Origin of the sequence: Streptomyces sp. NPDC059567, assembly GCF_042735655.1 — a bacterium.
GTDB lineage: Bacteria > Actinomycetota > Actinomycetes > Streptomycetales > Streptomycetaceae > Streptomyces.
On the sequence record NZ_JBHWBS010000112.1, the window covers coordinates 1 to 24,618 of the forward strand.

At 71.8% G+C, this 24,618-nt stretch carries 20 protein-coding genes; 10 read left to right on the forward strand and 10 right to left on the reverse strand.

What is annotated here, in order from left to right; all coding sequences use genetic code 11:
• Window positions 1–36: 36 nt before the first annotated feature.
• The 5 genes from ACFVZW_RS32330 to ACFVZW_RS32350 all read left to right on the forward strand — a co-directional run bounded on the left by ACFVZW_RS32330 (window position 37) and on the right by ACFVZW_RS32350 (window position 5,692).
• The gene (locus ACFVZW_RS32330; protein WP_384528940.1) at window positions 37–723 is read left to right on the forward strand and encodes a response regulator; all 687 of its coding nucleotides are present in this window, start codon (window positions 37–39) and stop codon (window positions 721–723) included.
• Window positions 724–779: 56 nt separating this feature from the next.
• Complete coding sequence (locus ACFVZW_RS32335; RefSeq protein WP_384528943.1) at window positions 780–3,320, forward strand: ATP-binding protein; 2,541 nt, start codon at window positions 780–782, stop codon at window positions 3,318–3,320.
• Window positions 3,321–3,573: 253 nt separating this feature from the next.
• Window positions 3,574–3,795 (forward strand): hypothetical protein, encoded by a 222-nt coding sequence (locus ACFVZW_RS32340; protein ID WP_329123581.1) that lies wholly within the window; start codon window positions 3,574–3,576, stop codon window positions 3,793–3,795.
• Window positions 3,796–3,870: 75 nt separating this feature from the next.
• The gene (locus ACFVZW_RS32345) at window positions 3,871–4,230 is read left to right on the forward strand and encodes an ArsR/SmtB family transcription factor (protein WP_384528946.1); all 360 of its coding nucleotides are present in this window, start codon (window positions 3,871–3,873) and stop codon (window positions 4,228–4,230) included.
• A gap of 94 nt (window positions 4,231–4,324) precedes the next feature.
• Complete coding sequence (locus ACFVZW_RS32350; RefSeq protein ID WP_384528949.1) at window positions 4,325–5,692, forward strand: MFS transporter; 1,368 nt, start codon at window positions 4,325–4,327, stop codon at window positions 5,690–5,692.
• Here the strand turns inward: ACFVZW_RS32350 and ACFVZW_RS32355 are convergent.
• Genes ACFVZW_RS32355 through ACFVZW_RS32375 form a run of 5 tightly spaced genes read right to left on the reverse strand, consistent with a single transcriptional unit; the run spans window position 5,655 to window position 13,134 of the window.
• Complete coding sequence (locus tag ACFVZW_RS32355; RefSeq protein ID WP_384528951.1) at window positions 5,655–8,720, reverse strand: alpha-mannosidase; 3,066 nt, start codon at window positions 8,718–8,720, stop codon at window positions 5,655–5,657. The two genes, ACFVZW_RS32350 and ACFVZW_RS32355, sit on opposite strands and share 38 nt — an antisense overlap.
• A 33-nt stretch (window positions 8,721–8,753) precedes the next feature.
• Complete coding sequence (locus tag ACFVZW_RS32360) at window positions 8,754–10,034, reverse strand: glycosyl hydrolase (RefSeq protein ID WP_384528954.1); 1,281 nt, start codon at window positions 10,032–10,034, stop codon at window positions 8,754–8,756.
• A gap of 37 nt (window positions 10,035–10,071) precedes the next feature.
• Window positions 10,072–10,917: a carbohydrate ABC transporter permease gene (locus tag ACFVZW_RS32365; protein ID WP_384528956.1), complete on the reverse strand. Its 846-nt coding sequence runs from the start codon at window positions 10,915–10,917 to the stop codon at window positions 10,072–10,074.
• A 2-nt stretch (window positions 10,918–10,919) separates the two neighbouring features.
• Window positions 10,920–11,792: a carbohydrate ABC transporter permease gene (locus ACFVZW_RS32370; RefSeq protein WP_384528959.1), complete on the reverse strand. Its 873-nt coding sequence runs from the start codon at window positions 11,790–11,792 to the stop codon at window positions 10,920–10,922.
• Between the two features lie 58 nt (window positions 11,793–11,850).
• Window positions 11,851–13,134 carry an ABC transporter substrate-binding protein gene (locus ACFVZW_RS32375; protein ID WP_384528962.1) on the reverse strand — a complete coding sequence of 428 codons (1,284 nt, stop codon included), beginning with the start codon at window positions 13,132–13,134 and terminating at the stop codon, window positions 11,851–11,853.
• Between the two features lie 125 nt (window positions 13,135–13,259).
• On the opposite strand from ACFVZW_RS32375, the gene ACFVZW_RS32380 reads away from it, so the two are divergent.
• The 3 genes from ACFVZW_RS32380 to ACFVZW_RS32390 all read left to right on the forward strand — a co-directional run bounded on the left by ACFVZW_RS32380 (window position 13,260) and on the right by ACFVZW_RS32390 (window position 18,003).
• Complete coding sequence (locus ACFVZW_RS32380) at window positions 13,260–14,291, forward strand: LacI family DNA-binding transcriptional regulator (protein ID WP_384528965.1); 1,032 nt, start codon at window positions 13,260–13,262, stop codon at window positions 14,289–14,291.
• Window positions 14,292–14,551: 260 nt separating this feature from the next.
• Window positions 14,552–16,996: a discoidin domain-containing protein gene (locus ACFVZW_RS32385; RefSeq protein ID WP_384528968.1), complete on the forward strand. Its 2,445-nt coding sequence runs from the start codon at window positions 14,552–14,554 to the stop codon at window positions 16,994–16,996.
• 215 nt (window positions 16,997–17,211) lie between these two features.
• Window positions 17,212–18,003 (forward strand): TIGR01458 family HAD-type hydrolase, encoded by a 792-nt coding sequence (locus ACFVZW_RS32390; protein ID WP_384528970.1) that lies wholly within the window; start codon window positions 17,212–17,214, stop codon window positions 18,001–18,003.
• Here ACFVZW_RS32390 and ACFVZW_RS32395 read toward each other — a convergent pair whose 3' ends face one another.
• The 5 genes from ACFVZW_RS32395 to ACFVZW_RS32415 form a co-directional block, all read right to left on the reverse strand.
• Window positions 18,004–18,456 carry an SRPBCC family protein gene (locus ACFVZW_RS32395; RefSeq protein WP_384528973.1) on the reverse strand — a complete coding sequence of 151 codons (453 nt, stop codon included), beginning with the start codon at window positions 18,454–18,456 and terminating at the stop codon, window positions 18,004–18,006.
• A 128-nt stretch (window positions 18,457–18,584) separates the two neighbouring features.
• A complete protein-coding gene (locus ACFVZW_RS32400) occupies window positions 18,585–19,589 on the reverse strand; it encodes a hypothetical protein (protein WP_384528975.1) in 1,005 nt (334 codons plus the stop codon).
• A 75-nt stretch (window positions 19,590–19,664) separates the two neighbouring features.
• Window positions 19,665–20,285 (reverse strand): DinB family protein, encoded by a 621-nt coding sequence (locus ACFVZW_RS32405; protein ID WP_384528978.1) that lies wholly within the window; start codon window positions 20,283–20,285, stop codon window positions 19,665–19,667.
• A gap of 115 nt (window positions 20,286–20,400) precedes the next feature.
• A complete protein-coding gene (locus ACFVZW_RS32410; protein ID WP_384528981.1) occupies window positions 20,401–21,087 on the reverse strand; it encodes an HAD family hydrolase in 687 nt (228 codons plus the stop codon).
• Window positions 21,088–21,112: 25 nt separating this feature from the next.
• Window positions 21,113–21,595 (reverse strand): Lrp/AsnC family transcriptional regulator, encoded by a 483-nt coding sequence (locus tag ACFVZW_RS32415; protein ID WP_384528985.1) that lies wholly within the window; start codon window positions 21,593–21,595, stop codon window positions 21,113–21,115.
• Between the two features lie 313 nt (window positions 21,596–21,908).
• On the opposite strand from ACFVZW_RS32415, the gene ACFVZW_RS32420 reads away from it, so the two are divergent.
• Complete coding sequence (locus ACFVZW_RS32420) at window positions 21,909–23,411, forward strand: FUSC family protein (protein WP_384528991.1); 1,503 nt, start codon at window positions 21,909–21,911, stop codon at window positions 23,409–23,411.
• 111 nt (window positions 23,412–23,522) lie between these two features.
• Window positions 23,523–24,569, forward strand: coding sequence for a lactonase family protein (locus ACFVZW_RS32425; protein WP_384528988.1), 1,047 nt, complete (start codon window positions 23,523–23,525; stop codon window positions 24,567–24,569).
• The last annotated feature ends 49 nt before the right edge of the window (window positions 24,570–24,618 follow it).

Here is a 24,618-nt window from a genome sequence, read left to right on the forward strand (position 1 = left end):
CCGTACAGGGGAAGACAAGAGGAAGGCAGCACGCCGATGACCCGGGTGCTTGTCGTGGAGGACGACGCGCAGCTCGCCCGTGCGCTGGTGATCAACCTGCAGGCGCGCGGCTACGAGGTGGACGCGGCACCCGACGGTGCCACCGCACTGAGGCTCGTCGCCGCCGGACGACCGGACATGATCCTTCTCGATCTCGGACTGCCCGACATGGACGGTATCGACGTCATCAAGGCCCTCCGGGGCTGGAGCCGCGCCCCGGTCCTGGTGCTGTCCGCCCGCAGCGGTTCCGAGGACAAGATCCGCGCACTCGACGCGGGCGCCGACGACTACATGACCAAGCCGTTCAGCATGGACGAGCTGCTGGCCCGGCTGCGGGCCGCGACCCGTCGCACGGAGGAGACACCGCCCGTACCGCACACCGACCACCTGGTCACGACCGAGGAGTTCACCGTCGACCTGGCGGCGAAGAAGGTCCGACGCGCGGACCGCGACGTCCGGCTGACCCCGACGGAATGGCACCTGCTGGAGATCCTGATCCGCAACCCCGGGATGCTCGTCAGCCAGCGCCGGCTGCTCCAGGAGGTCTGGGGGCCCAGCTACGGCGGCAAGACGAACTATCTCCGGGTCTACATGGCCCAGTTGCGACGAAAGCTCGAGCGCGACCCCTCGCACCCCCGCCATCTGATCACCGAACCAGGCATGGGCTACCGCTTCGAGGCGTGACTCGGGCCGGTCACGCCCCTGCTGCCTCCATCGAAGAAACGGCATCACACCACACCATGGGACGCGGAAAGCTCCGGATCTACCTCGGCGCGGCACCGGGCGTCGGCAAGACGTACGCCATGCTCTCCGAGGGCCATCGACGGGTCGAGCGCGGCACCGACTGCGTCGTCGCCTTCGTCGAGCACCACGACCGTCCGCGTACGGAGGTGATGCTGCACGGCCTGGAACAGATCCCGCGCCGCACCCTCGCCTATCGCGACACCACCTTCACCGAGATGGACGTGGACGCGGTCCTGGCTCGCCGTCCCGCCGTCGCGCTCGTGGATGAGCTTCCGCACACCAATGTCCCCGGTTCGCGGAACTCCAAGCGCTGGCAGGACATCGAGGAGCTGCTCGCGGCGGGCATCGACGTCGTCTCCACGGTCAACATCCAGCACCTCGAATCGCTGGGCGACGTCGTCGAGTCCATCACGGGCGTACGGCAGAAGGAGACGGTCCCCGACGAGGTCGTCCGCCGCGCCGACCAGATCGAACTCGTCGACATGTCGCCACAGGCCCTGCGCCGCCGCATGGCCCACGGCAACATCTACAAGCCGGACAAGGTCGACGCGGCCCTCTCCAACTACTTCCGTCCCGGCAACCTGACGGCGCTGCGCGAGCTCGCCCTGCTGTGGACCGCCGACCGCGTCGACGAGTACCTCCAGGAGTACCGGACCGAGCACCGCGTCTCGAAGATCTGGGGCTCCCGCGAGCGGATCGTCGTCGGACTCACCGGTGGTCCCGAAGGCCGCACCCTGATCCGGCGGGCCACCCGGCTCGCCGAGAAGGGCGCCGGCGGTGAGGTCCTCGCCGTCTACATCGCCCGCAGCGACGGCCTGACCTCCGCGTCACCCAAGGAACTCGCCGTCCAGCGCACGCTCGTCGAGGACCTCGGCGGCACCTTCCACCACGTCATAGGCGACGACATCTCCTCCGGCCTGCTCGAATTCGCCCGCGGGGTCAACGCCACGCAGATCGTGCTGGGGGTGAGCCGTCGGCGTTCCTGGCAGTACGCCTTCAGCCCCGGCGTCAGCGCCACGGTCGCCCGTGAGTCGGGCCCCGACCTCGACGTCCACATCGTCACCCACGACGAGGCGGCCAAGGGCCGTGGACTGCCCGTCGCCCGGGGCGCCCGCCTCGGCCGCTCCCGGACCATCTGGGGCTGGCTCACCGGCATCGTCGGACCCGGTCTGCTCACCCTGCTGCTGGGGGCCGTCCCCGACGTCGGCCTCGCCAACGACGTCCTGCTCTTCCTCACGCTCACCGTCGCCGCCGCCCTGCTGGGCGGGCTGCGGCCCGCCCTCGCCTCGGCGGCCGTGGGCTCGGTGCTGCTGAACTACTACTTCACCCCGCCGATCCACGAGCTCACGATCGCCGACCCGAAGAACCTGGTCGCACTCGTCGTCTTCGTGGGCGTGGCGATCTCCGTCGCCTCCGTGGTGGACCTGGCGGCCCGCCGCACCCACCAGGCCGCCCGGCTGCGCGCCGAGGCCGAGACGCTCTCCTTCCTCGCGGGCAGCGTGCTGCGCGGCGAGACGAGCCTGGAGTCCCTCCTCGAACGGGTCAGGGAGACCTTCGCCATGGAGTCCGTCGCCCTGCTGGAACGCCGTGAGGAGACCGACCCCTGGGTCTGTGTCGCCCTGGTCGGACCCCGGCCGGCGGGCCGTCCCGAGGACGCGGACGTGGACATGCCCGTCGGCGAGCATCTGGCCCTCGCCCTGACCGGTCGGGTGCTGCCCGCGGAGGACCGGCGAGTGCTGGGAGCGTTCGCCGCGCAGGCCGCGGTGGTACTGGACCGGCAGCGGCTCGTCGGAGAGGCCGAGGAGGCCCGCAAGCTGGCCGAGGGCAACAAGATCCGTACGTCCCTGCTCGCGGCCGTCAGCCATGACCTGCGTACCCCGCTCGCCGGCATCAAGGCGTCGGTCAGCTCGCTCAGGGCCGACGACGTCGAATGGTCCGAGGAGGACCGCGCCGAGCTCCTGGAGGGCATCGAGGAGGGCGCCGACCGGCTCGACCACCTCGTCGGCAATCTGCTGGACGTCTCCCGGCTGGAGACCGGGACCGTGACCGCGGTCATCCGCGAGACCGACCTCGACGAGGTCGTCCCGATGGCGCTGGCGGGCGTGCCCGAGGACAGCGTGGAGCTGGACATCCCCGAGACGCTCCCGATGGTCGCCGTCGACCGCGGCCTGCTGGAACGGGCGGTCGCCAACATCGTCGAGAACGCGGTCAAGTACAGCCCCGAGGGCGCACCCGTCCTCGTGGCGGCGAGCGCGCTCGCGGACCGGGTCGAACTCCGGGTCGTGGACCGCGGCCCGGGCGTCCCCGACGAGGCCAAGGACCGCATCTTCGGCGCCTTCCAGCGCTACGGCGACGCGCCGCGCGGGGCAGGCGTGGGCCTCGGACTCGCCGTCGCCCGTGGCTTCGTCGAGGCCATGGGCGGCACCGTGACCGCCGAGGACACCCCCGGCGGCGGGCTCACGATGACCGTCGCCCTCCGGAAGGCGGACGGTCTCCCGCCGTCCCGCGCGGAACTCCCGGCGGCGACGACGACCTGACCCGTGCCCATCGGCCGCCGCGTCCTCGACCACCGTGTCGACATGGGTGCCACCGATGTACAGGCGGTAGCGGACCGAGACGATCCATTCCGCTGCCGCGGCGAAGCGGACTCCACCCGTCGAACCAGCCCCGAAATCGGCGTACTTGAGGTGGGAGGTGCCCCGCGGAGGGCTCACGGGACCCCGGGGCCGCACACCGGGCGGGCGCTCGAGTCTGTGCTGGGGCCATCTCGCGGGGCATACTGGCATCACGATGACGAACCGATCCGCGCCCCGGCGCCACCTGTCCACCAGCCCCTTCGCGGCTCCCGTCGATCCCGTGATCAAGGAGTTCGCCGTCGGTGACCGCGTCTCCCACGATCGTCACGGTCTCGGGAAGATCATTGGCCAGGAGCCGACGGGTGCGCTTCTCGTCGACTTCGGAGCCACCCAGGTCCGCGTCCTCAGCCCGTACAAGGGGATGCACAAGCTCTGACCGCTCGCTTCCTCGGATCCGCCCCCGGTGCCTCGCGCCAGGGGCGGTTCTCTTTGCCGTGCCTACGATGGCCCCATGCCAGAACGCGAGGGACCCTCAACAGCGAGCGTTGTGCACCAGCGCACCCCCGGCGCTCCCGAGCTCGCCGCCGCGGCCGGTGTGTTCGCGCTGCTCGCGGACCCGACCCGACTGCATCTGGTGTGGCTGCTGACGCGTGGCGAGTCGGACGTCGGCGCCCTCGCGGAGGCGTGCGGCGCGGCACGGCCCGCGGTGAGTCAGCACCTGGCCAAGCTCCGACTCGGCGGACTCGTCCAGCACCGCAAGGACGGCCGACGGGTGGTGTACACGCTGCCGGACGGACATGTGCGGCGTCTGGTGGTCGAAGCCATCAGCCATGCCGATCATCAGGTGACGGGGGAGCCCTGGCACGACTGACGGGCGGCCTTCGGTTATGGATTCAACATGTGCGCAACCATGCACATGTCGGCTACGGTAGTGAGCACCCGGTAGCCGAACGAGGGCGTGCCTCATGCTGTCCGTGCTGCGCAACCGCACCTACCGCCGTCTCTTCACCGCCCAGGTCGTCGCCCTCGCCGGCACGGGACTCGCCACGGTCGCGCTGAGCCTGCTCGCGTACGACCTCGCCGGCGCCGACGCCTCCGCCGTCCTCGGGACCGCCCTCGCGATCAAGATGGTCGCGTACGTGGGGATCGCCCCGCTCATCAGCGCCGTCGCCGACCGCGTACCCCGGCGCGCGCTGCTGATCGCCATGGACCTCACCCGCGCCGCGGCTGCCCTGGCGCTGCCCTTCGTCACCGAGGTCTGGCAGATCTACGTCCTGATCCTGCTGCTCCAAGCCGCCTCGGCCGCCTTCACCCCGACCTTCCAGGCCACCGTCCCCGACGTCCTGCCCGACGAGCGCGACTACACCCGCGCACTGTCGCTCTCCCGGCTCGCCTACGACCTGGAGAACCTCTTCAGCCCCGCTCTCGCCGCCGCCCTGCTGACCCTCGTCCCCTCCGGACTGCTCTTCGCCGGCACCGCCGCCGGCTTCCTCGCCTCCGCCGCCCTGGTCGCCTCGGTCCTGCTGCCGAAACCCGAACCCGTGGAGCGGACCGGCGGCGTGTACGCCAGGGCGGCCTACGGCACCCGGCTCTTCCTCGCCACCCCGCGGCTGCGGGCCCTCCTCGCCCTCGACCTGGTCGTCGCCGCGGGCGGCGCGATGGTCCTCGTCAACACCGTCGTGCTCGTACGCGAGGTCCTGGGCCGCCCGGCAGGCGACGTCGCCCTCGCCCTCGGCGCGTACGGCGCGGGCTCCATGGCCGTGGCGCTGCTGCTGCCACGGCTCCTGGACCGGGTCGGCGACCGCGCGGTGCTGCTCCCCGCCGCCTTCGTGACGGCCGGGGTCCTGGCCCTGCTCCCGGCCGGCCTGACGGCGAGCCCCGGCCTCTGGTCCTGGCCGGCCCTGCTCGCCGTCTGGCTGCTGCTCGGGGCCGCCTGCTCGGCGGTCCTGACCCCGGGAGGGCGGCTGCTGCGCCGCTCCGCGGGCGGCGGAGACCTCCCCGCCGTCTTCGCCGCCCGGTTCTCCCTCGCCCACGGATGCTGGCTGCTCACCTACCCCCTCGCCGGCTGGACCGCCGCGCACGCCGGCCTCCCGCTCGCGGCCGGCGCACTGAGCGCCGTCGCCCTCCTCGCGGCCGTCGCCGCCGCCCGGCTCTGGCCGCGCACCGATCCGGCCGCGCTGGAACACGTCCACGCAGAGCTGGCGCCGGACCACCCGCACCTGGCCGGTACGGGCCGGTGCCACGCCCACGACTACCGCATAGACGCCCTCCACCCCCGCTGGCCCGCCCCCGTGCTCACCGCGCGACCTCAGGGACCGCGCAACGCAGCGTGAGCAGCTGGAAGGGGCGCAGGGCGAGTTCGAGCGCGCCGTCCGTCACGGCGACAGTGCCGGCCGGGACGTCGTCCAGCGGGCGCTCCAGCAGGTCGCACACCGTGACCCCGCCGAGGTCGAGCTCGGTGGTGAGCCGGGCGCGGGCCCGGCCGCCCCGCGACTCGTAGAGCCGGACGACCACGTCGCCGCTGCGGTCGTCGGCCAGCTTCACGGCGCTGACCACGACGGCGTCGTCGTCCACGGCGACCAGCGGGGCCACGTCCGCGTCCCCGGGAACCCGGCGCTCCGGCAGATTGACCCGGTAGCCCTCGCGGACCGCGTCGCCGACGGACGCACCGGGCACCAGCGCGTGGCGGAAGCGGTGCACGCCCTGGTCGGTGTGCGGGTCCGGGAAGCGGGGGGCGCGCAGCAGGGACACCCGTACCGTCGTCGTGGTGCCGCCGTCCTCGGGCCGTACGGCACGGGTGACGTCGTGCCCGTACGTCGACGCCGTCACCAGCGCGACACCCCAGCCGGGCTCCTCGAAGTGGACGAAGCGGTGGTTGCATGCCTCGAACTTGGCCGCCTCCCAGCTGGTGTTGGTGTGGGTCGGGCGGTGCAGATGGCCGAACTGGGTCTCCGCGGCGTACCGGTCGGTGTGCAGGTCCAGCGGGAAGGCGGCCTTGAGGAACTTCTCCGTCTCGTGCCAGTCGACCTCGGTCTCCAGGTCGAGCCGCTTCGCCCCGGCGGCCAGCGTCAGCGTCTGGACGGCGCGGGAGGAGCCGAAGGAACGGGTCACCCGCACCGAGACGGCCCCACGCGTCTCGACGGCCACGGCAACCTCGTCCGCGTCGGTCAGATCGGTCACGGTGTTGCGGTAGAACTGGTCGACGTCCCAGGCGTCCCACATGTTCGGGAAGTCGGGGTGGATCTGGAGGAGGTTCGCGGCCGTGCCCGGCGCGACCGTCTCCCGACCACCGGCGAGATCGACCAGCGACACCACCAGGCCGCGCTCGTCCACGACCACCCGCAGCAGCCCGTTGGCGAGCACGAACCCGCCACCCGGCCGCGCCTCCACCGTGCATGCGACGGGGGAGCCGTCCGTCGCGGGGACGACCCTCCGGCCCCCGCCCGCCGGAACGCCCGCCCGCTCGTGCGGAGCCGCGTTGAAGACCACCTCGCCGCCCGCCGCCGCGTCACCGGCCAGCACCCGCTGCGCCCGGCCGATGATCCCGTTCAGCTCCTCGGCCACCGCCGCGTACGTCCGCTCCGCCTCGCGGTGCACCCACGCGATCGAGGAGCCGGGCAGGATGTCGTGGAACTGGTGCAGCAGCACCGTCTTCCAGATCCGGTCCAACTCCTCGTACGGATACGGCACTCCGGACCGCACCGCGGCCGTGGCCGCCCACAGCTCCGCCTCGCGCAGCAGGTTCTCGCTCGCCCGGTTGCCCTGCTTGGTCCGCGCCTGGCTCGTCAGCGTCGCCCGGTGCAGCTCCAGGTACAATTCGCCCACCCAGACCGGCGGATGCGGATACTCCGCCTCGGCCTTCGCGAAGAACTCCGCGGGCCGCTCCCAGCGCACCCGCGCCGACCCCTCCAGATCCCGCAGCCGCGCCGCCTTCGCGATCATCTCGCGCGTGGTGCCGCCGCCTCCGTCGCCCCAGCCGGTCGGCGCGATCGAGTGCCGCGCCCGCCCCTTGTCCTTGAAGTTGCGGACGGCATGGGCGATCTCCTTGCCCTTCATCGAGCAGTTGTACGTGTCGATCGGCGGGAAGTGCGTGAAGATCCGTGTCCCGTCGATGCCCTCCCACCAGAACGTGTGGTGCGGGAAGGTGTTGACCTGGCTCCACGAGATCTTCTGCGTCAGCAGCCACTTGGACCCGGCCGCCTTGATGATCTGCGGCAGCCCGCCCGCGAAGCCGAAGGTGTCCGGCAGCCACGCCTCCTCGTTCTCGACGCCGAACTCGTCCAGGAAGAACCGCTTCCCGTGCACGAACTGACGGGCCATCGCCTCCGAGCCCGGCATGTTCGTGTCCGACTCCACCCACATGCCTCCGGCCGGCACGAACCGGCCCTCCGCGACCGCCTTCTTGACCCGCGCGTACACCTCCGGCCGGTGCTCCTTGATCCACGCGTACTGCTGCGCCTGCGACATCGTGTAGACGAAGTCCGGCTCGTCCTCGAGGAGCGCGGTCATGTTGGCGGTGGTCCGCGCCACCTTGCGTACCGTCTCGCGCAGCGGCCACAGCCAGGCCGAGTCGATGTGGGCGTGCCCGACCGCGCTGATCCGGTGCGCCGACGGCTCGGCCGGCGACGACAGCACCGCGACCAGCTGCTCACGGGCTGCCGCCGCGGTCCCGTTGACGTCCTGGAGGTCGATCGCGTCCAGGGCCCGGTCGATCGCCCGCAGGATGTCCCAGCGACGGGCGCCCTCCACCGGCAGCTCCGCCATCAGCTCGCCGAGCACCTCCAGATCGATCACCAGTTGCCACACGGTCTCGTCGAAGACGGCCAGATCCATCCGCTCCAGCCGGTACTGCGGCCGGTCGCCCGCCGTCTCCTTGTCGCCGAGCTCGGTCGGCAGGAAGGGGTGGTAGTCGAGGATCACCGGATTGGACGCCGCCTCGACGTGCAGCAGCACCTCCTCGCCACCCGCTGCCGGGGCGGCGATCCGGACCCACTGGTTGCGCGGGTTGAGCCCCTTCACCGGCGAACCGTCCGGCCGGTAGACCAGGCCCTCGCACTGGAACCCGGGCATGTTCGCGTCGAAGCCGAGGTCGATCAGCGCCTCGACCGTCCGGCCCGCCCAGCCCGCCGGTACCGTCCCGGAGACGGTGAGCCAGCTCGTGCCCCAAGGTGCTCCCCAGGCGTCGCCGACGGCGATCGGGGTCCGCGGGGCGGCGATCCCCTCCGCCACCGGCACCGGTTCGTCGGGCGCGGTCCAGATCCCCACCTCCAGAGGCACCGACTCCGGGTGGATCGCCGGCCGGATGCGCTCGTCGAGGACGCGCCGGAGACGGGACTCGATCAGGGTGCGGTCGTCATGCATGGCAGTCGCTCCATCACGTAGAGAGGGTGGTGGTCAGGCCCGGCCGACGTCGTCGACGGTGACCGTCTCGGTGATCCCGCGTGCGGTGAGATGATCGCGGTCCGACGCCCGCGACGCCAGTACGGCGGTCGGCCGCGCGCCGTCCGCGGCCAGCCGCATGTACGCCTCGAAGAACGCCCCGCCGGGGGAGCACGTCGAACGCTTCGGTGCGTCGTCGGACAGGTCGAGGACCAGGGCCGTGGAGCGCGGCAGAGGACGGTGAGCGCGCGCACGGGCCTCCGCCACGGCCTCGGCGAGCGCCCGCCCGGCCGGTTTGACCGCCCCGTCGGTGGTCAACAGGCCGAGGCTGTACTCCAGTTCGGGGAAGTCGGCGAGCGAGCGGTCCACGTCGTGGGAGCACCACCAGGTGATGCCCCAGAGGTCCTGGCAGTCGAGCGCGGCCTCCACCGTCGTACGGGTGAATGCGGCGGCCCGGTCGGCGGCGATGTGCGGGGCGGGCGCCCCGACCTCCTGCAGCCACACCGGCCGCCCCGGGTCGTCGGCCCATGCCTTCGACAACTCGACGAGATACGCGGCGTGTTGCCCCGTCGCGACGGAGTCGGGGCCGTAGCGCTGCGCGGTGCCGTTGAAGACCCAGGAGTGCACGGCCGTCACCGCGCCGATCCTGGCCGCCTGGGCCGGCGTGAACGGATGGTCGTCGAGGTACCAGGCGGCGTCGTACTCCGCATGCAGATGCAGCCGCCCCGGCGCTCCCCGCTCGCATGCCGCCAGCATGTGGCGCAGCCAGCTCTCCGCCTCGGCCGGCGTGATCCGGTCCGGGTCGGGGTGCGGATCGCCCGAGAACTGGTTGATCTCGTTGCCGAGGGTCATGCCCAGGAAGGTGGGGCGGCCGGCCAGCGCCGCGGCGAGGGTGCGCAGATAGGCGGCTTGTCCGTCGAGGACCTCGGGGTCGGTGAACATGTTGCGCCGGTGCCAGGTCAGGGTCCACGAGGGCCGGAAGTCGAAGCTGGACAGATGGCCCTGCAGTCCGTCGACGGCCACGTCGAGTCCGCGCTCGGCCGCCGCGTCGACGAGTGCCACCAGCTGCTCGACGGCGCGCGGGCGGATCAGGGTGCGGTTCGGCTGGAAGACGGGCCAGAGCGGGAAGACCCGGACGTGGTCCAGGTCCAGAGCGGCGATCGAGTCCAGGTCGGCGCGGACGGCGTCGAGGTCGAAGTCGAGCCAGTGGTGGAACCAGCCCTTGCTGGGGGTGTAGTTGACGCCGAAGCGAGGGGCGCGGCCATGCTCGGCAGGGAGGTCCTGGGGAGTGGTCATGCGCGGTGTCGATTCCTTCCCGAGTCCGGTGCGGAGGTCATCCCTTGATGGCGCCTTCCTCGACGCCCTTGAAGAAGAACCGCTGGAGCGCGGCGAACACGGCCACGATCGGCAGGAAGGCGATCATGGTGCCGGCCGCGATCAGCCGCGGGTTGGCCGTGAACGTTCCGTCGAGGTACTGCAGCCCGACGGTCAGGGTGTAGCGCTCGGGGTCGTTGAGGACGATGAGCGGCCACAGGAAGTCGTCCCAGGCGCCGATGAAGGTGAAGATCACGACGACGCTCAGCATCCCCCGTACGTTGGGCAGGCCCACATGGACGAGGCGCTGCCACACGGTGGCACCGTCCACGAGCGCCGCCGCGTCGAGTTCGGGCGGCACGGCCTGGAACGCCGTGTACATCAGCAGCACGTTGAGCATGGCGATCGCCCCGGGCAGCGCCACCCCGAGCAGGGTGTCCGTCAGGCCCATGCTCCGGACCGTCACGTACTGCGAGACGATCGTGACCTCGCCGGGCAGCACCAGTGTGGCGAGGAAGAGGCCGAGCACCAGGCGCGCCCCGCGGAACCGCAGCCTGGACAGCGCGTACCCGGCGAGGGTGGCGCCCACGACGTTGCCGGCGACGGCGATCGCCGCCACCGTCAGCGAGTTGACGGCGTAGGTCCACACCGGGATGGTGTCGGCGACCTGGGCGTAGTTGGAGAGCGTCCAGTCCCGTGGCAGGAAGTCCGGCGTACGGGAGTACACGTCCTCGCCGGGCCCCTTGAGCGAGGTGGAGAGCTGCCACAGGAACGGGCCGATCGTGAGCAGCAGGACCACGGTCAGGAGCAGATAGCGGACCGCCTTCGCGGCCGGTGCGGGCGTACCGAATCCCCGTGCGGGCATGGTCAGGCCGCCTTCCGGTTGAGCCGGGCCAGGAGCAGCATCGGGCCGACGGTGATGACGAAGAGCAGCAGGCTGAGGGCGGAGGCGTAGCCGATGTGCCCGGTGAAGCCGCGGCTGTACATCTGGATGAGCATCACCACCGACATGTCCCGGCCGCCGGGGCCGCCGGTGCCGTTGGACAGGACGTACAGCTCCGAGAAGACCCGCAGGGCGGAGACCGAGATCAGGACGGAGACCAGCATCATCGTGGTCCGCACCCCCGGCAGGGTGACGTGCCAGAACCGGCGTACGGCGGAGGCGCCGTCGACGGCGGCGGCCTCGTGCAGCTCGCGGCCGACGTTCCCGAGCGCGGACAGGTAGATGACCATGTAGTAGCCGAGTCCCTTCCAGACCGTGAGTCCGATGGCGCTGAAGAGCAGGAGCCAGCGGTCGGTGAGGAAGTCGACGGGGCGCTCGGCGAGGCCGAGCTGTCCGAGCAGTCCGTTGATCAGGCCACGGTCGTCCAGGACCCATCCCCAGATCAGCGCGACCACGACGGCGGAGGCGACGACCGGCGTGTAGAAGGCGGTGCGGAAGAAGGTGATGCCCGGGAGCTTCTTCTCCACGAGGAGCGCGAGGAGCAGCGGCAGCAGGGTGAGCAGCGGCAGACAGATGAGCAGATAGACGATGCTGTTGATCAGCGCGTCGATCAACTGCTCGTCGGTCAGGGCGCGTTCGTAGTTGGCGAGGCCGGTGAAGCGGCCGCCGCCCAGTGGCTTGGCGTTGGTGAACGACAGGATCACCGTGTTGAGGGCGGGCCACAGGTTGAAGACGACGAGCCAGACCACGGCCGGCCCGGCGAGCAGCCACGGGGTGAACCAGCGCCGGTGAGTCATGGGGTGCCTTCCGGGAAAGGGAGAGAGGCGCCGGGGGAAGGCGGCGCCGCTCGCCGGATCAGTCCTTCAGCAGCTGGTCGGCGCGGGCGACCGCGGTGTCCAGGGCCTCCTTGGATCCGGCCTGGCCACTCAGGGCGAGGGCGATCTGCTGGTTGATCACCGTCTTGATCGCGTCGTTCGCCTGGACGGGCTCCAGCATCGTGGCCTGTGCGAGCGAGGTGAAGGCCGTGACCTTGGCGTCACCGGCGTTGGTGCCGTCGCTCTTGCTGAAGAAGGGGTCCGAGGCAGAGGCCTTCGTCGAGGGGAAGATGCTCGTGAGGTGGGCGAAGGCGGCCTGGTTCTCGGCGTTGGTCACCCAGCGGGCGAGCGCCAGCGCGGTGGCCCGGTTCTTGGTGCCCTTCGAGACCGAGAGGCCCTGGACGTACAGCGGCGGGGTACCGATGGCGGGGGAGGAGACCACCTTGGGGGCGAGGCTCGGGTTGTCGGCGGCCAGCGAGGTGATGTAGTTGCCGCCGGCGGTGGTCCAGGCGGCGGTGCCGGAGCTGAACAGCTTGGTGTTGCCCGCGTACGTCTCGGTCAGCACGTCCTTGGGCAGCAGCCCCTCCTTGAACGCGGCGCGGTAGGTGTCGAGGACCGCGGCGGCCTCCGGGGTGTTGAAGGTGAAGCGCATGCCGTCGTCGGACATGAGCTTCACCCCGGCGTTGGCGAAGTCCATCAGACCGGGCTTGCGGCTCATCAGATAGACCGAGCCGTCGGACTTCTCCTTGACGGTCCTGGCCGCCGTGATCAGCTCGTCCAGGGAGGCCGGGGGCTTCTTCGGGTCCAGGCCGTACTGGGCGAGGAGCGCGGAGTTCCAGTAGTTGACGTCGGTGTTGAGGTACCAGGGGTATCCGTACGTACCGTCGTGTCCGGCGAAGCGGTAGGCGTCGGTGCCGCCCTTGACGTAGTCGGCGTCCAGCTTCGGGTCGGCCTTCGCCACGTCCAGCAGCATCGACTGCTTCACCAGCGGCAGGGCGAAGTCCGGCGGCAGATTGACCACGTCGGGGAGGGTGCCGCCGGCCGCCTGGCTGAGCACCTTCTCCGAGTAGCCCTCGCCCGGCTGGTCGAGCCATTCGACTTCCACACCCGGGTTCTTCTTCTCGAAGGCGTCGATCACGCCCTCCATGTACGCGGTGAACTTCGGCTTCAGGGCCCAGGTCTGGAGCGAGACCTTGCCCTTCACCTCGCCGCCGGCCGCCGCGCCCGCGTCGTCGGAGCCGTTCGGGTCGCCGAGGCCGCAGCCGGCGAGCGTGGCCGCGGCGACCGCGGCAACGGCCGCCCGCACCCAGTGGCTTGTTCGCATGTGAGAGGTCTCCCGGTCTGTTCTGGCGGAGGATGCAGAGCTACTAAACCGGTCTAGCGATGGGGGACTATGCTCCCGCTACACTCCGCTGTCAAGACAGTGCGCGAGGACCGAAGGGGCGCTGCGTGGCCAGACCGACGATCGCCGACATCGCCCGCCGGGCCGGGGTCTCCAAGGGCGCGGTGTCCTTCGCGCTCAACGGCAGGCCCGGAGTGAGCGAGGTGACCCGTGAGCGCATCCTGCGGGTGGCCGAGGAGATGAACTGGCGGCCCCACAGCGCCGCGCGCGCCCTCGGCGGGGCACGGGCCGGCGCGGTCGGCCTCGTCCTCGCCCGGCCGGCCCGCACCATCGGCCTTGAGCCGTTCTTCGGCCATCTGCTGAGTGGACTGCAGGCCGGACTCTCGGTCCGCGGCACGGCGCTGAACCTGCTGGTCGTCGAGGACACGGCGGCCGAGATCGAGGTCTACAGGCGCTGGACCTCCGAGCACCGGGTGGACGGCTTCGTCCTGGTCGACCTCCAGGTCCGCGACCCCAGGATCCCCGTCCTGGAGGAGCTCGGCGTCCCCACGACCGTCATCGGCGGGCCCGGCCGGCACGGCAGCCTGCCGAGCGTCTGGGCGGACGACCGTGCGGCGATGGTGTCGATCGTCGACTACCTCGCGGCCCTCGGCCACCGCCGGATCGCGCATCTGGCCGGTCTGCCGGCCTTCCAGCACACCCAGCGCCGCATCCGGGCCGTACGGGACAGTGCCCGGCGCCTCGGTCTGACCGAGGCGGTGTCGCTGCCCACCGACTTCAGCGACGCGGAGGGCGCCGCCGCCACCCGGGCGCTCCTCGCCCGGCCCCAGCGGCCGACGGCGATCATCTACGACAGCGATGTGATGGCGGTCGCCGGGCTCGGCGTGGCCACCGAGATGGGCGTGGCCGTCCCCGGCGAGCTGTCGATCGTCTCCTTCGACGACTCCGCGCTCGCCCGCATCGTCCACCCCGCCCTCACCGCGCTCTCCCGCGACACCTTCGCCCTCGGCGAGCAGGTCGCGCGGGAACTGCTCGCGCTCGTCGACGACCCGGCGGCGGCGCGGGACATCAAGAACCCGACGCCGCGTCTGACGGTCCGTGAGAGCACCGCGCCACCGGCTCTTGACCCGGCGAACTAAAGCCGTTTAGCCTCCCGGGGCGAGACGGACCGGTGGCGCCACGTGTGGACTGGCTCCCACGACATCGCACCCGCACGGCCCCGCACGTCCCCGGCCACGTCGGTGGGCACAGCACACCGGGCACCGCGACGCCGGGTGCCGTACGTCCGGCGCCGTACGCCCGAACTCCACGCGCCACGCACCACTCGTCACGCGTCATCCGCACCACCAGTACCTCCTGTACGCCCAGCACCCCACCCTTCGCTGGACCGGAGTTTCGGATGAGACGACACCTGCCCCTTCTGCCGATCGCGGCGCTCTTCGCCGCACTCCTCGGCCTCGCACCCCTCACCCCCGCCGCGAGCGCAGCGAGCGCCGCCGCCGAGGCCCCCGCACGGGTGCAGGCGGCGGGCGATCAGCCCTACGCCTCGTACTGGCACCCGAACACCCTCCTGAACTGGGATCCGGCCACCGACCCCGACGCGCGGTTCAACCGCTCCCGCGTCCCCCTGCGGCCGCGCGTCTCCGACCCCGCGCTCAAGGCCAACGCCAACGCCCGCGCCGGCGAAGGGAAGATCGCGTCCCTGGTCTCCTTCGGCCCCACCTCGAACAACCCCTCTCAGGGCTCCACCAACCCGCACTACTACGCCTTCGGCCACTGGCAGTACATCGACAAGCTGGTCTTCTGGGGCGGCTCCGCGAGCGAGGGCCTGATCCTCGCCCCCAACGCGACCGTCATCGACGCCGCCCACCGCAACGGCGTGAAGGTCTACGGCACCGTCTTCTTCCCGCCCACCGCCTACGGCGGCCAGATCCAGTGGGTACGCGACTTCGCGAAGAAGACCGGCTCCACCTACCCCGTCGCGGACAAGCTCGCCCAGGTCGCGCAGCACTACGGCTTCGACGGCTGGTTCATCAACCAGGAGACCGCGGGCGGCGACGCGGCCCTCGCGACCGAGCTGCGCAACGAGATGCGCTACGCCCGCTCCCTCGGCCCGGTCGAGTTCATGTGGTACGACGCGATGACCGAATCCGGGGCGGTGAGCTGGCAGGACTCCCTCACCTCCGCCAACGACTCCTTCCTGCAGGAGGGTTCGCTGCGGACCTCCGACTCGATGTTCCTCGACTTCGGCTGGAGCGCCTCGGGGCTGAGCTCCTCCCGCACCCTCGCCCGGAGCCTCGGCCGCAGCGAGTACGAGCTGTACTCCGGCATCGACACCGAGGCGAACGGCTCCAACACCTCCGTCCCCTGGGCCTCGGTCTTCCCCGCCGGGCAGCCGCACGTCACCTCCCTCGGCATCTACCGGCCCGAGTGGACCTTCACCTCGTCGGCGAACCGGTCCGACTCCCATGCCAGAGAGGCGCGTTACTGGGACGGCGCCAACGGCGACCCCTCCGACACCACGACCACGTCGGCCTGGAAGGGGCTCGCGCACTACGTCCCCGAGTCCTCGCCCGTCACCGCCAAGCCCTTCGTCACCTCGTTCGGGGCTGGCCAGGGCGACTTCTTCCACTCCGGCGGCGTACGGGTGGCGTCGACGGGCTGGAACAACCTCTCGCTCCAGGACGTGCCCCCGACGTATCGCTGGCTCGTCGGTTCCACCGGCTCCAGGCTCACTCCGTCGATCGACTTCACCGACGCGTACGAGGGTGGCTCCTCGCTGCGTCTGACGGGCACCCTCGACGCCGTGAACACCGTCCGGCTGTACCAGACGAAGCTGCCGGTCGCCGCCGACACCAAGCTGTCCGTCGTCGTGAAGACCCCGGCCGCGGGACCCACCCGCCTCAAGGCCGCGATCTCCTTCACCGACGCGCCGACCACCTTCACCACCCTCGACCTCGGCTCCAACGGCACCACCGGCTGGGAGCGCAAGACCCTCGACCTCTCCGCCTACGCCGGCCGGACCGTCGCCCAGATCGGCCTGCAGACCGCCGGGTCCGTCGCCTCGTACGACGTGAAGGTCGGGCAGATCGCCGTCTACGACGGGGCCGTGGACACGGCGGCCGCACCGACCGCCGTCACCGTCCTCGGCACCACCGACGTGAGCCCCACACGCAAGTCGCTGCGCCTGTCCTGGACGGCCTCGGCCGCCGGCTCCGTGCACCACTACGAGGTGTACCGGCGCAACAGCGACGGCACCCGTACGTTCCTCGGCGCCACGCCCAACGACGCCCTCTTCGTCCCGCAGCTCGACCGCGCCGGCACGGAGACCACCACCACGCTCGACGTCGAGGCCGTCTCCACCGAGTACGGCCGCTCGCCGGCCGCCACCACCACCGTCGGCTGGTCCGGCACGACCGAGTCCAACCTCGCGCTGAACCGCCCCGCGACCGCCTCCGGCCAGTGCAACGGCACCGAGACACCCGCCAAGGCCGTCAACGGCACGGTCTCCGGCGGCAACGGCGACAAGTGGTGCACCACCACGACCGCCAAGTGGCTGGAGATCGACCTCGGTTCGGTGCGTGACGTGAACCGCCTCACGGTGAAGCACGCGGCTTCCGGCGGCGAGAGCGCGTCCTGGAACACCCGCGACTTCACCCTCAAGGTCCGCGGCTCGACCGGTGACCCGTGGACCACCGCGGCGACCGTCACCGGCAACACGGCGGCCACCACCACACACCCCGTGGCCGCCGCGGCACGCTACGTACGTCTGGAGATCACCAGCCCCACCCAGACCACCGACCCCGCCGCACGGATCTACGAGTTCGAGGCCTGGGGGTCTTGACGAGGGAGAAATAAGGAGGAAAATCCCTAATACACCAGAAAACCAGAGCGAGCCGCACCCGTCGGCGAAGACGTTCACCGACCCGCGTGACCCACTCGCTGGCTCTGGCCAGGCCCCCGGCAGATCCTCCCGGATCTCAGGGCGATCAGCGACGACTGAGATGCCCGAGTGCGGAGACGGACTACCGGGGACTGCATGTGTGGAGGCTCCTCCCCATGTCACGCATCCGAGCGGCACTGATCGACATCGACGGCGTGCTCACCGTCTCCTGGAAGGCGCTGCCCGGCGCCGTCGCCGCCATGGAGCGGCTGCGCGCCGACGGCGTCCCGCTCGCTCTGGTCACCAACACCACCTCGCGGACCCGCGCCTCCGTCGCCGCGCGGCTGACAGGGGAGGGCTTTCCCGTCGGCGTCGACGACATCCTCACCGCACCCGCCGCCACCGCCGCCCACCTACGGGAGCACCACCCGGGGGCGCGCGTGCTGCTGATCAACGCCGGGGACGTCGCCGACGACCTCGGTGGCCTGACGCTCGTCGACGAGGACGGCCCGGCGCCGGACGTGGTCGTCCTCGGCGGCGCGGGCGACGCGTTCGGCTACGCCTCACTCAACCGCGTCTTCCGCCGTGTACGCGACGGCGCGCGGCTCGTCGCGATGCACCGCAACCTGTACTGGCGTACCGTCGACGGGCTCGACCTCGACACGGGAGCCTTCCTCCTGGGGCTGGAACGGGCCGCAGGCGTCGAGGCGGAGATCACCGGCAAACCCTCGCCCACCTTCTTCGCCACCGCTCTCGCGCGCCTCGGTGCCGACGCGGGCGAGACGCTCATGGTGGGGGACGACATCGAGTCCGACGTCCTCGCGGCCCAGCGCTGCGGGATCACCGGCGTGCTGGTGCGGACCGGCAAGTACCTGCCCGAGACGCAGGAGGCGGCGGAGGGCGAACCGGACCACGTCCTGGACTCCTTCGCCGATCTGCCGGAGCTCCTCCGCATGCGCGAGGGATGATCAGCGAGCCGCTCCCGCCTCCAGAATGCCCTTGAGGGTCTGCTCGTTCCTGGGCATCTCCTTGCGCACGTGCGGGCGCACGACCAGGGGGACCAGTGCCTTGCCGATACCGTGGCCCTCGAAATCGAGGGCGATCGTCACCCGTGAATGCTCGCCGTCGTCGATGGGCTCGATCCTGCCCTGGACGTCGCCGCGCACCGGACCGTCGATGCCGTGGATGTGCCAACTCGTCGGCGGGTCCAACTCGATGACCTGCATGATGCTGACCATCGAACGGCGTCCCATCCGCCGCGTCACGGCGACCTTCGAGCCGACGGCGACGGGCCCCTCGCCCAGGAGGCGGACCGAGACGGCACTCTCCTGCCAGTCGGGCAGATGGGTCGGGTCGGTCACGTAGGTGAAGACCTCCTCAGGGCTGCGGGAAATGTCGATGGATTCCTTGATGGCAGACATTTCGCCCTCTTGACTGTCTTCGTCATGGCTGTTGTCAGTTCATACAAATGATCCCACGCGTGGGGGTACGTCGCCATCGTGACGAAGTGGGACACGGCCGAGGCGGCGGCCGGAACGAGGGCCGGGCGTCAGCCGGTGCGCCAGCGGTGGACCGTGTCGTCGTCGAAGGTGAGCCACGTGCCGTCGCCAAGGGGGAGCGCGCGGGTCGTCACCGCGGTGTCCGGAGGGTACGTGACCTCGGCTCGGAGGCCCAGGTCGTCGGCTCCGAGCAGGACGTGACGGCATTCCTCTTCCCAGGGATCCTCGCCGACCGCCGCCAGGACCCGTCCCTCGTCGAGGAAGCCCGGCTGCCCCATGAAGACGAGGCCGTCCGGGAGGACATCGGACGCCTCCACCACGGTCCGGGGGCCGGCCGGGGTGTCGTACCGGGTGAGCTGCTCCCCGGCGACGGCGAGCGTCAGAAAGGCGCCGGAACGCAGGCTGCTTCCCGTGAAGGGCTCGTCGTAGCCTCCGACCCGTGTGATCGCCAGGCGCTCCCGCGTGGCGGCGACGAGCAGGGAGTAAGCCTCCTCCTGCCCCTGCGCCGCGTTGAGGAAGACATCCTGGGTGGCGGCCGGGCCGAGCGGCTGCTGGAACGCGTACGTCCCCCAGTGCGTCGGGAGCGTGCTGGACGCCAGCACGGCACCGGTCGCCAGGTCCAGGACCACGAGGACTTCGTTCCGTTCGGTCTCGACGCCGGGCTGGACGACCGCGAGCAGGGCGGTCCCGGAGGGGTCGGGGGCGCATGCGCCGTAGGCTCCGGTCGGCCACGGAGGGTGCGGGAACGTCCAGCGGACGGTCCCGTCCGCCTCCTGGACGGTGACGGAGCCGCCGCCGCTCACGGCGAGGCCGCCGCCCGGGACGGGGGTGACGTACACATCCTCCTCGCCGGACAGCCTGCCGCCGTGCCGCGTGTCGAAGACTGCGGCCGTGTCTCCCGAGACCCGGCCCGTCTCCCAAGCGACCCCGTCGTGAGCGACGATCCAGTGAGAGCCGTTCCTGGCGAGCAGGCAGTCGAGCTGTCCCAAGGCCGAGCCGAGCCCTGGCAGCTGCTCGGTGGTGGTGAGCTCGGCCTCGACGGCTTCGTGCTCCATGCTTCTCCCAACCGCATGCTCATGTGGAACACAGGCCCAACGACCGGACGACCTACAGGATCCGAAAGACGCGCCCTACGCGGCGCGTTCCCGGTAGAGGTCCCGCAGGAGTGCGATCTCGGCTCCGTGGTGCAGCAGTTCCTGGTTGACCCACCAGACGATCTCGAGGAAGGGGTCCTCGGGATCGCTGCCGTGCGGGTAGGTGCTGAGGCCCACCGTGTCGAGCGCCTCGTCGTCGACCGAGAGCAGGGCCTTCCGCCAGGCTTCCGCCCCGGCGTCGAAGGATTCGATCGCCGCGGCGACATCGCCGCTGATCCGGTAGTCGTCACGGGTCAGGCTGTGGCTGCCGTCGGTGTGGTCCGCGCGCAGCGTCATGAGCTCGCTCAGATGGCTCAGCCGCCAGGCGATGGTGGTGAACGGCGGGGGAGTGGGGTGCGGAGGCGGGGTGGCGTCGCGCCCCCAGTCGCCCACGCCGGTCAGGACGGTCGCCCGCGGGCCCGGCCCTTCGGCGCGGCGGCGGAGCGACCAGCAGCCCGGCACCGGCTCCCAGAGGTACTCCTCGTCGGTGAGCGCCTCCACCCCCACGTCCGTGCCGTTGCCGCTGTCCACGAACGGCCCCGCCATGCGCTGCCGGAGCCTGAGCCGCGCGAAGTCGAACTGGTCGAGCAGCGGGATCAGTCGGGGCGGTACGGACATGCGTGCTCCTCGGCGCGGTGGGGCAGGGCGTCCGTACCCTGACACACGAACACGCCGCACGGCGTCCGGTTTTCTTCCCGTCCGGCATCGGAGCGGAGATGCGAGCGGGAGAGCCCTACGTCAGGCCGTCGAGCCAGGCCAGTGCCGCCTCGGCGGTGAACTCCGCCTGCCCGCCACGGAACACCAGATCGGCCGCGCGGAACGCCGGATCGTCCACCGTCGCCGCCACATACGGCAGTGCCACGCACCGCATCCCCGCCGCCCGCGCAGCCTGGGCACCCGGGGCCGCGTCCTCGAACACCACGCACCGCGCCGGCTCCGCCCCGAGCCGGCGCGCCGCCTCCAGGAAGACGTCCGGTTCCGGCTTGCCCCGCTCCACCTCCTCCGCGGAGACCAGGGTGGTCAGCAACGCGCCGAGCCCGGTCCCGCCGAGGACCGCCTCGATCGCGGCGAGCGACGAGCCGGACGCCACCGCCATCGGAACCCCCGCCGCGTGCAGGCGCTCCACGAGGGTCCGCATCTGCGGATAGACCGGGGTCGACGCCCCCGCCAGCTCCAGATAGTTCCGGTTGGTGGCGGCGAGCAGCTCGTCGACGGGCGCCTCGATCCCGTACCGCTCCCCGAGGATCTCCAGCGTCTCCCGCGTCCCGATCCCGATGAAGCGCGTGTGCCGCTCCCAGTCGAAGTCCGTGTCCCCGGCGAAGGCGACGAGGGTCCGCCGGGTGGCCTCGAAGTAGTTCGGCTCGCTGTCCACCAGCGTTCCGTCGAGATCGAAGATGACCGAAGGGCGCGGTGTGCTCATGGGTCCCAGCATCTCAACCCCCCGGTCATGCACCCCGGCCCGACGCCCGCCCCACCGCCTCCACCAGCGGCAGCAGCCGGTGCGGAACGCGCTCGCGCAGCGCCATCTCCGTACGGGTGCGCACCACGCCCGGCAGCTGGATCAGCCGCTGGATCACATCCTCGAGATGGCCGTTGTCCCGGGCCACCACCCGCGTCAGCAGGTCCCCGCCGCCCGTGATCGAGAACGCCTCGACGATCTCCGGCACGGCCGCGAGCGCGTCGCCGACCTCGTCCAGATGTCCCTGCGTGACCTCGATGTGTACGAACGCGAGCACCGGGTGACCGAGCGCCGCGGGAGAGAGCACCGGGCCGGTGGCGGTGATCACCCCGTCCCGCTCCAAACGGTCGATCCGGGCCTGCACCGTGCCCCGGGCCACCCCCAGGATCCGCGCGTACTCGCGCACGCTGGTGCGCGGCTGCTCGATCAGCAGCCGCAGGATGCGCGTGTCGAGCTCGTCCACCGCCATGGTCCGTTGGCCTCCTTCTGGCCGAGTTCTACCCGCGATGACTGTACCAACGGCACACCCTGTCCCGGTTGAGTTGAGCCAGTGGGTGATTAGTGCTTTCCTCTGAGAAGAGTACGAAGAGATGGCGCCGCGCATGCGCCGGACCGGCGACGAGGCCGGGAACCGGACCCGCGGCGCCTTTCCCATGTCCAGGGGCCGCCACAAGCAGGCCGGGACACGAGAGATCACGCGAAGAGGGTGTGTGTACGACAGCGGGCGCGGAACAACCGCCGTGAAGCAGCTCCGGGCGGCCGGGCGTCGGCTCGTCCGACTCGTGTTCGTGGCACCCGACCCGGGCCGGGTCCGGCTGAGGGTCTCCTCGCGCGCCGTCCTCGGCGTCGGACTCTCCGTCGCCGCGGCCGAGCTCGCCGGACTCTCCCTCACCGCCTCCATCACCGGCGGTCTCGCCGCGCTGCTCGCGCTCTTCACCGTCGGCGACCCGACCGTGCGCCGGCAACTGACCACCACGGCCCTGCTGCCCGCCGTCGGCTTCCCGGTCCTCGCCCTCGCGACCGCCCTGCACGGTGTGCCGCTGCTGCGTGACGCGTCCTGGCTGCTCGTCGTCTTCGCGGGCGTGTACGCACGCCGCTGGGGCCCGCGCGGACACGCGCTCGGCATCTTCGCGTTCATGATGTTCTTCGTCACCCAGTTCCTGCACGCGCTGCCCGCCCAGCTGCCGGAGCTGTACGCGGCGGTGGCCCTCGCCCTCGCCGTCTCGGGCACGGTCCGGTTCGTCGCCTGGTGCATCGAGCGACGTGTCCCGCCGCCCGCCGCACCCGCCCCGCTGCCCGGCCGCGGCTTCCACCGGCCCACCACCCGGCAGGCGTTCCAGGCCACCGCCGCCTGCGCCGTCGCGCTCGCCGCCGGTCAGTTCATCTCCCACGAACGCTGGTACTGGGCCGTCGGCACCGCGTGGTGGATCTTCGTCAACACCGCCTCGCGCGGCGAGACCCTCGTCCGGGGCTTCCGCCGGGTCGTCGGCACGGTCACCGGCATCGCCGCCGGACTCCTGATCGCGATCCCGCTCGCCGGCGCGCCCGCCCCGACCGCCCTCCTGGTCGCCGTGTGCGTCTTCGGGATCTTCTACACCGCCCCGCTCTCGTACAGCTGGATGATGTTCTTCGTGACCGTCATGGCCGGGCTGCTGTACGGACTGCTCGGCGTCCTGCACCCCGGGCTCCTGCTGCTCCGCTTCGAGGAGACCGCGGTCGGCGCGCTCGGCGCGGCCGTCGGTGTGGCCCTGCTGCCCGTGACCACCCACGCGGCGACCAACGCCTGGATCGAGCGGGCCGTGACCTGTGTCCACGACTGCACCACCGTCGCGGCACGACGGCTCGCCGGCGACCCGGACGCCGACCCCGCGCCGCTCGCCGCCGAGCTGGAGGTGCTGCTCGGCAGGGTCCGGCTCTCGTTGGCGCCGCTGGTCCACCCGCTGAGCCCGCTGCGGGCCCGCAAGGCCCGCGCCCGCCGCGTCCTCGCCCTGCTCGACGACTGCGCCCGCGAGATCCGCGGTCTCGCCGCGGTCGCCGCCGACCCCGACGCCTCCCACGACGCCCGGCTCGCCGCCGCGTCCTGGCGGGTCGAGGCGGCCGTCCACGCCCTCGTCCCGCCGACCAGTCCCGCGCGCTCCGCCTCCGTCGCGGCCGATGCCCTGGCGCCGCACCACCCGGGAGCCGAGGCCGCCCTCGGCCATCTGTACGGCCTGGAGCGGGCGCTGGTCGACCTCGCGGCGCCGCTGCGCACCTCCCCGAGCGCCCCGCTCGTCCCGGCGGCCTGAGGAACAGCCCCTCCCAGACGCTTGATCCAAGTTGGTCTAGACCGCCTGCTAACGTCGGCCCCGACGACGCGGGCGGTCGGCCGTGACCGCCCGGCGGAGAGGGGAGACGCCATGGGCGGCACAGACGCGCGGGAACCGGTACGGGCCTTCATCGGATCGTTCACCTCGGCCGGCGGCCGCGGCATCCTCACCGCCGACGTGGACGCCTCCACCGGCGCCCTGACCGTCACCTCCGAGACCGCGGCCCTGACCGACCCGTCCTTCCTCACCCTCGCGGGCGCGGTCCTGTACGCCGTCTCGGAGGCCGAGGAGGGCGCCGCGGCCGCCTTCGACGTGACCGGAGCCGTCCCCCGGCCGCTCGGCGCTCCCGTGGCCGTACAGGGCTCCGGACCCACCCACCTCGCCGTCGCCGCGGGCCATGTCCTCACGGCCAACTACGGCTCCGGCAGTGTCACCGCCCTGCCCATCGGCCCGGACGGCGCGCTCGGCACCGCCACCGACGTCGCCCGGCACGAGGGCTCGGGACCGGTCACCGAGCGCCAGCGCGGCCCGCACGCCCACCAGGTCCTGCCGGCGCCCGGCGGGCCCTGGGCGACCGCCGTGGACCTCGGCACCGACTCCGTACGGATCTACGCCCTCGATCCCGCCTCCGGAGCCCTGCGCCCGCACGGCGAGACCGCCCTGCGCCCCGGCACGGGCCCGCGCCACCTGGCCTTCCACCCGGCCGGCAGCCACGCCTACGTCCTGAACGAGCTGGAGCCCACCCTCACGGTCTGCCGCTGGGACGGGGCGGCCGGGGCCCTCGAACCGGTCGCGGAGACGTCCGTGCTGCCCGAGGGCGCCACGGGGTCGAGCTACCCCTCCGGGGTGGCCGTCGCCCCCGACGGCCGGTTCCTGTGGGCCGCCGTACGGGGCGACGACACCATCGCCGTCCTCTCCCTCGACCCGAGCGGCGAGAAGGCCGCCCTGGTCGCCTCCGTGCCCTGCGGGGGCCGCTGGCCCCGGGACCTGGCCCTCGATCCCTCGGGACGGCGGCTGTACGCGGCCAACGAGCGCTCCGGCGACGTGACCTGGTTCGACATCGACGCGGAGAGCGGCATCCCGCGCCGCGCGGGCGCGATCGAGGCCCCGGCCGCCTCCTGCGTGGTCTTCGGCTGAACCCCGGACCCGGGCATACGGGAGGGCCCGCACCGGACGCGTCCGGTGC

What these genes read in the sequence shown, in the direction of transcription:
- ACFVZW_RS32330 (WP_384528940.1), top strand. Translation starts at nt 37, where the DNA reads ATGACCCGGGTGCTTGTCGTGGAGGACGACGCGCAGCTCGCCCGTGCG.
- ACFVZW_RS32335 (WP_384528943.1), top strand. Translation starts at nt 780, where the DNA reads ATGGGACGCGGAAAGCTCCGGATCTACCTCGGCGCGGCACCGGGCGTC.
- ACFVZW_RS32340 (WP_329123581.1), top strand. Translation starts at nt 3,574, where the DNA reads ATGACGAACCGATCCGCGCCCCGGCGCCACCTGTCCACCAGCCCCTTC.
- ACFVZW_RS32345 (WP_384528946.1), top strand. Translation starts at nt 3,871, where the DNA reads ATGCCAGAACGCGAGGGACCCTCAACAGCGAGCGTTGTGCACCAGCGC.
- ACFVZW_RS32350 (WP_384528949.1), top strand. Translation starts at nt 4,325, where the DNA reads ATGCTGTCCGTGCTGCGCAACCGCACCTACCGCCGTCTCTTCACCGCC.
- ACFVZW_RS32355 (WP_384528951.1), bottom strand. Translation starts at nt 8,720, where the DNA reads ATGCATGACGACCGCACCCTGATCGAGTCCCGTCTCCGGCGCGTCCTC.
- ACFVZW_RS32360 (WP_384528954.1), bottom strand. Translation starts at nt 10,034, where the DNA reads ATGACCACTCCCCAGGACCTCCCTGCCGAGCATGGCCGCGCCCCTCGC.
- ACFVZW_RS32365 (WP_384528956.1), bottom strand. Translation starts at nt 10,917, where the DNA reads ATGCCCGCACGGGGATTCGGTACGCCCGCACCGGCCGCGAAGGCGGTC.
- ACFVZW_RS32370 (WP_384528959.1), bottom strand. Translation starts at nt 11,792, where the DNA reads ATGACTCACCGGCGCTGGTTCACCCCGTGGCTGCTCGCCGGGCCGGCC.
- ACFVZW_RS32375 (WP_384528962.1), bottom strand. Translation starts at nt 13,134, where the DNA reads ATGCGAACAAGCCACTGGGTGCGGGCGGCCGTTGCCGCGGTCGCCGCG.
- ACFVZW_RS32385 (WP_384528968.1), top strand. Translation starts at nt 14,552, where the DNA reads ATGAGACGACACCTGCCCCTTCTGCCGATCGCGGCGCTCTTCGCCGCA.
- ACFVZW_RS32390 (WP_384528970.1), top strand. Translation starts at nt 17,212, where the DNA reads ATGTCACGCATCCGAGCGGCACTGATCGACATCGACGGCGTGCTCACC.
- ACFVZW_RS32395 (WP_384528973.1), bottom strand. Translation starts at nt 18,456, where the DNA reads ATGTCTGCCATCAAGGAATCCATCGACATTTCCCGCAGCCCTGAGGAG.
- ACFVZW_RS32400 (WP_384528975.1), bottom strand. Translation starts at nt 19,589, where the DNA reads ATGGAGCACGAAGCCGTCGAGGCCGAGCTCACCACCACCGAGCAGCTG.
- ACFVZW_RS32405 (WP_384528978.1), bottom strand. Translation starts at nt 20,285, where the DNA reads ATGTCCGTACCGCCCCGACTGATCCCGCTGCTCGACCAGTTCGACTTC.
- ACFVZW_RS32410 (WP_384528981.1), bottom strand. Translation starts at nt 21,087, where the DNA reads ATGAGCACACCGCGCCCTTCGGTCATCTTCGATCTCGACGGAACGCTG.
- ACFVZW_RS32415 (WP_384528985.1), bottom strand. Translation starts at nt 21,595, where the DNA reads ATGGCGGTGGACGAGCTCGACACGCGCATCCTGCGGCTGCTGATCGAG.
- ACFVZW_RS32425 (WP_384528988.1), top strand. Translation starts at nt 23,523, where the DNA reads ATGGGCGGCACAGACGCGCGGGAACCGGTACGGGCCTTCATCGGATCG.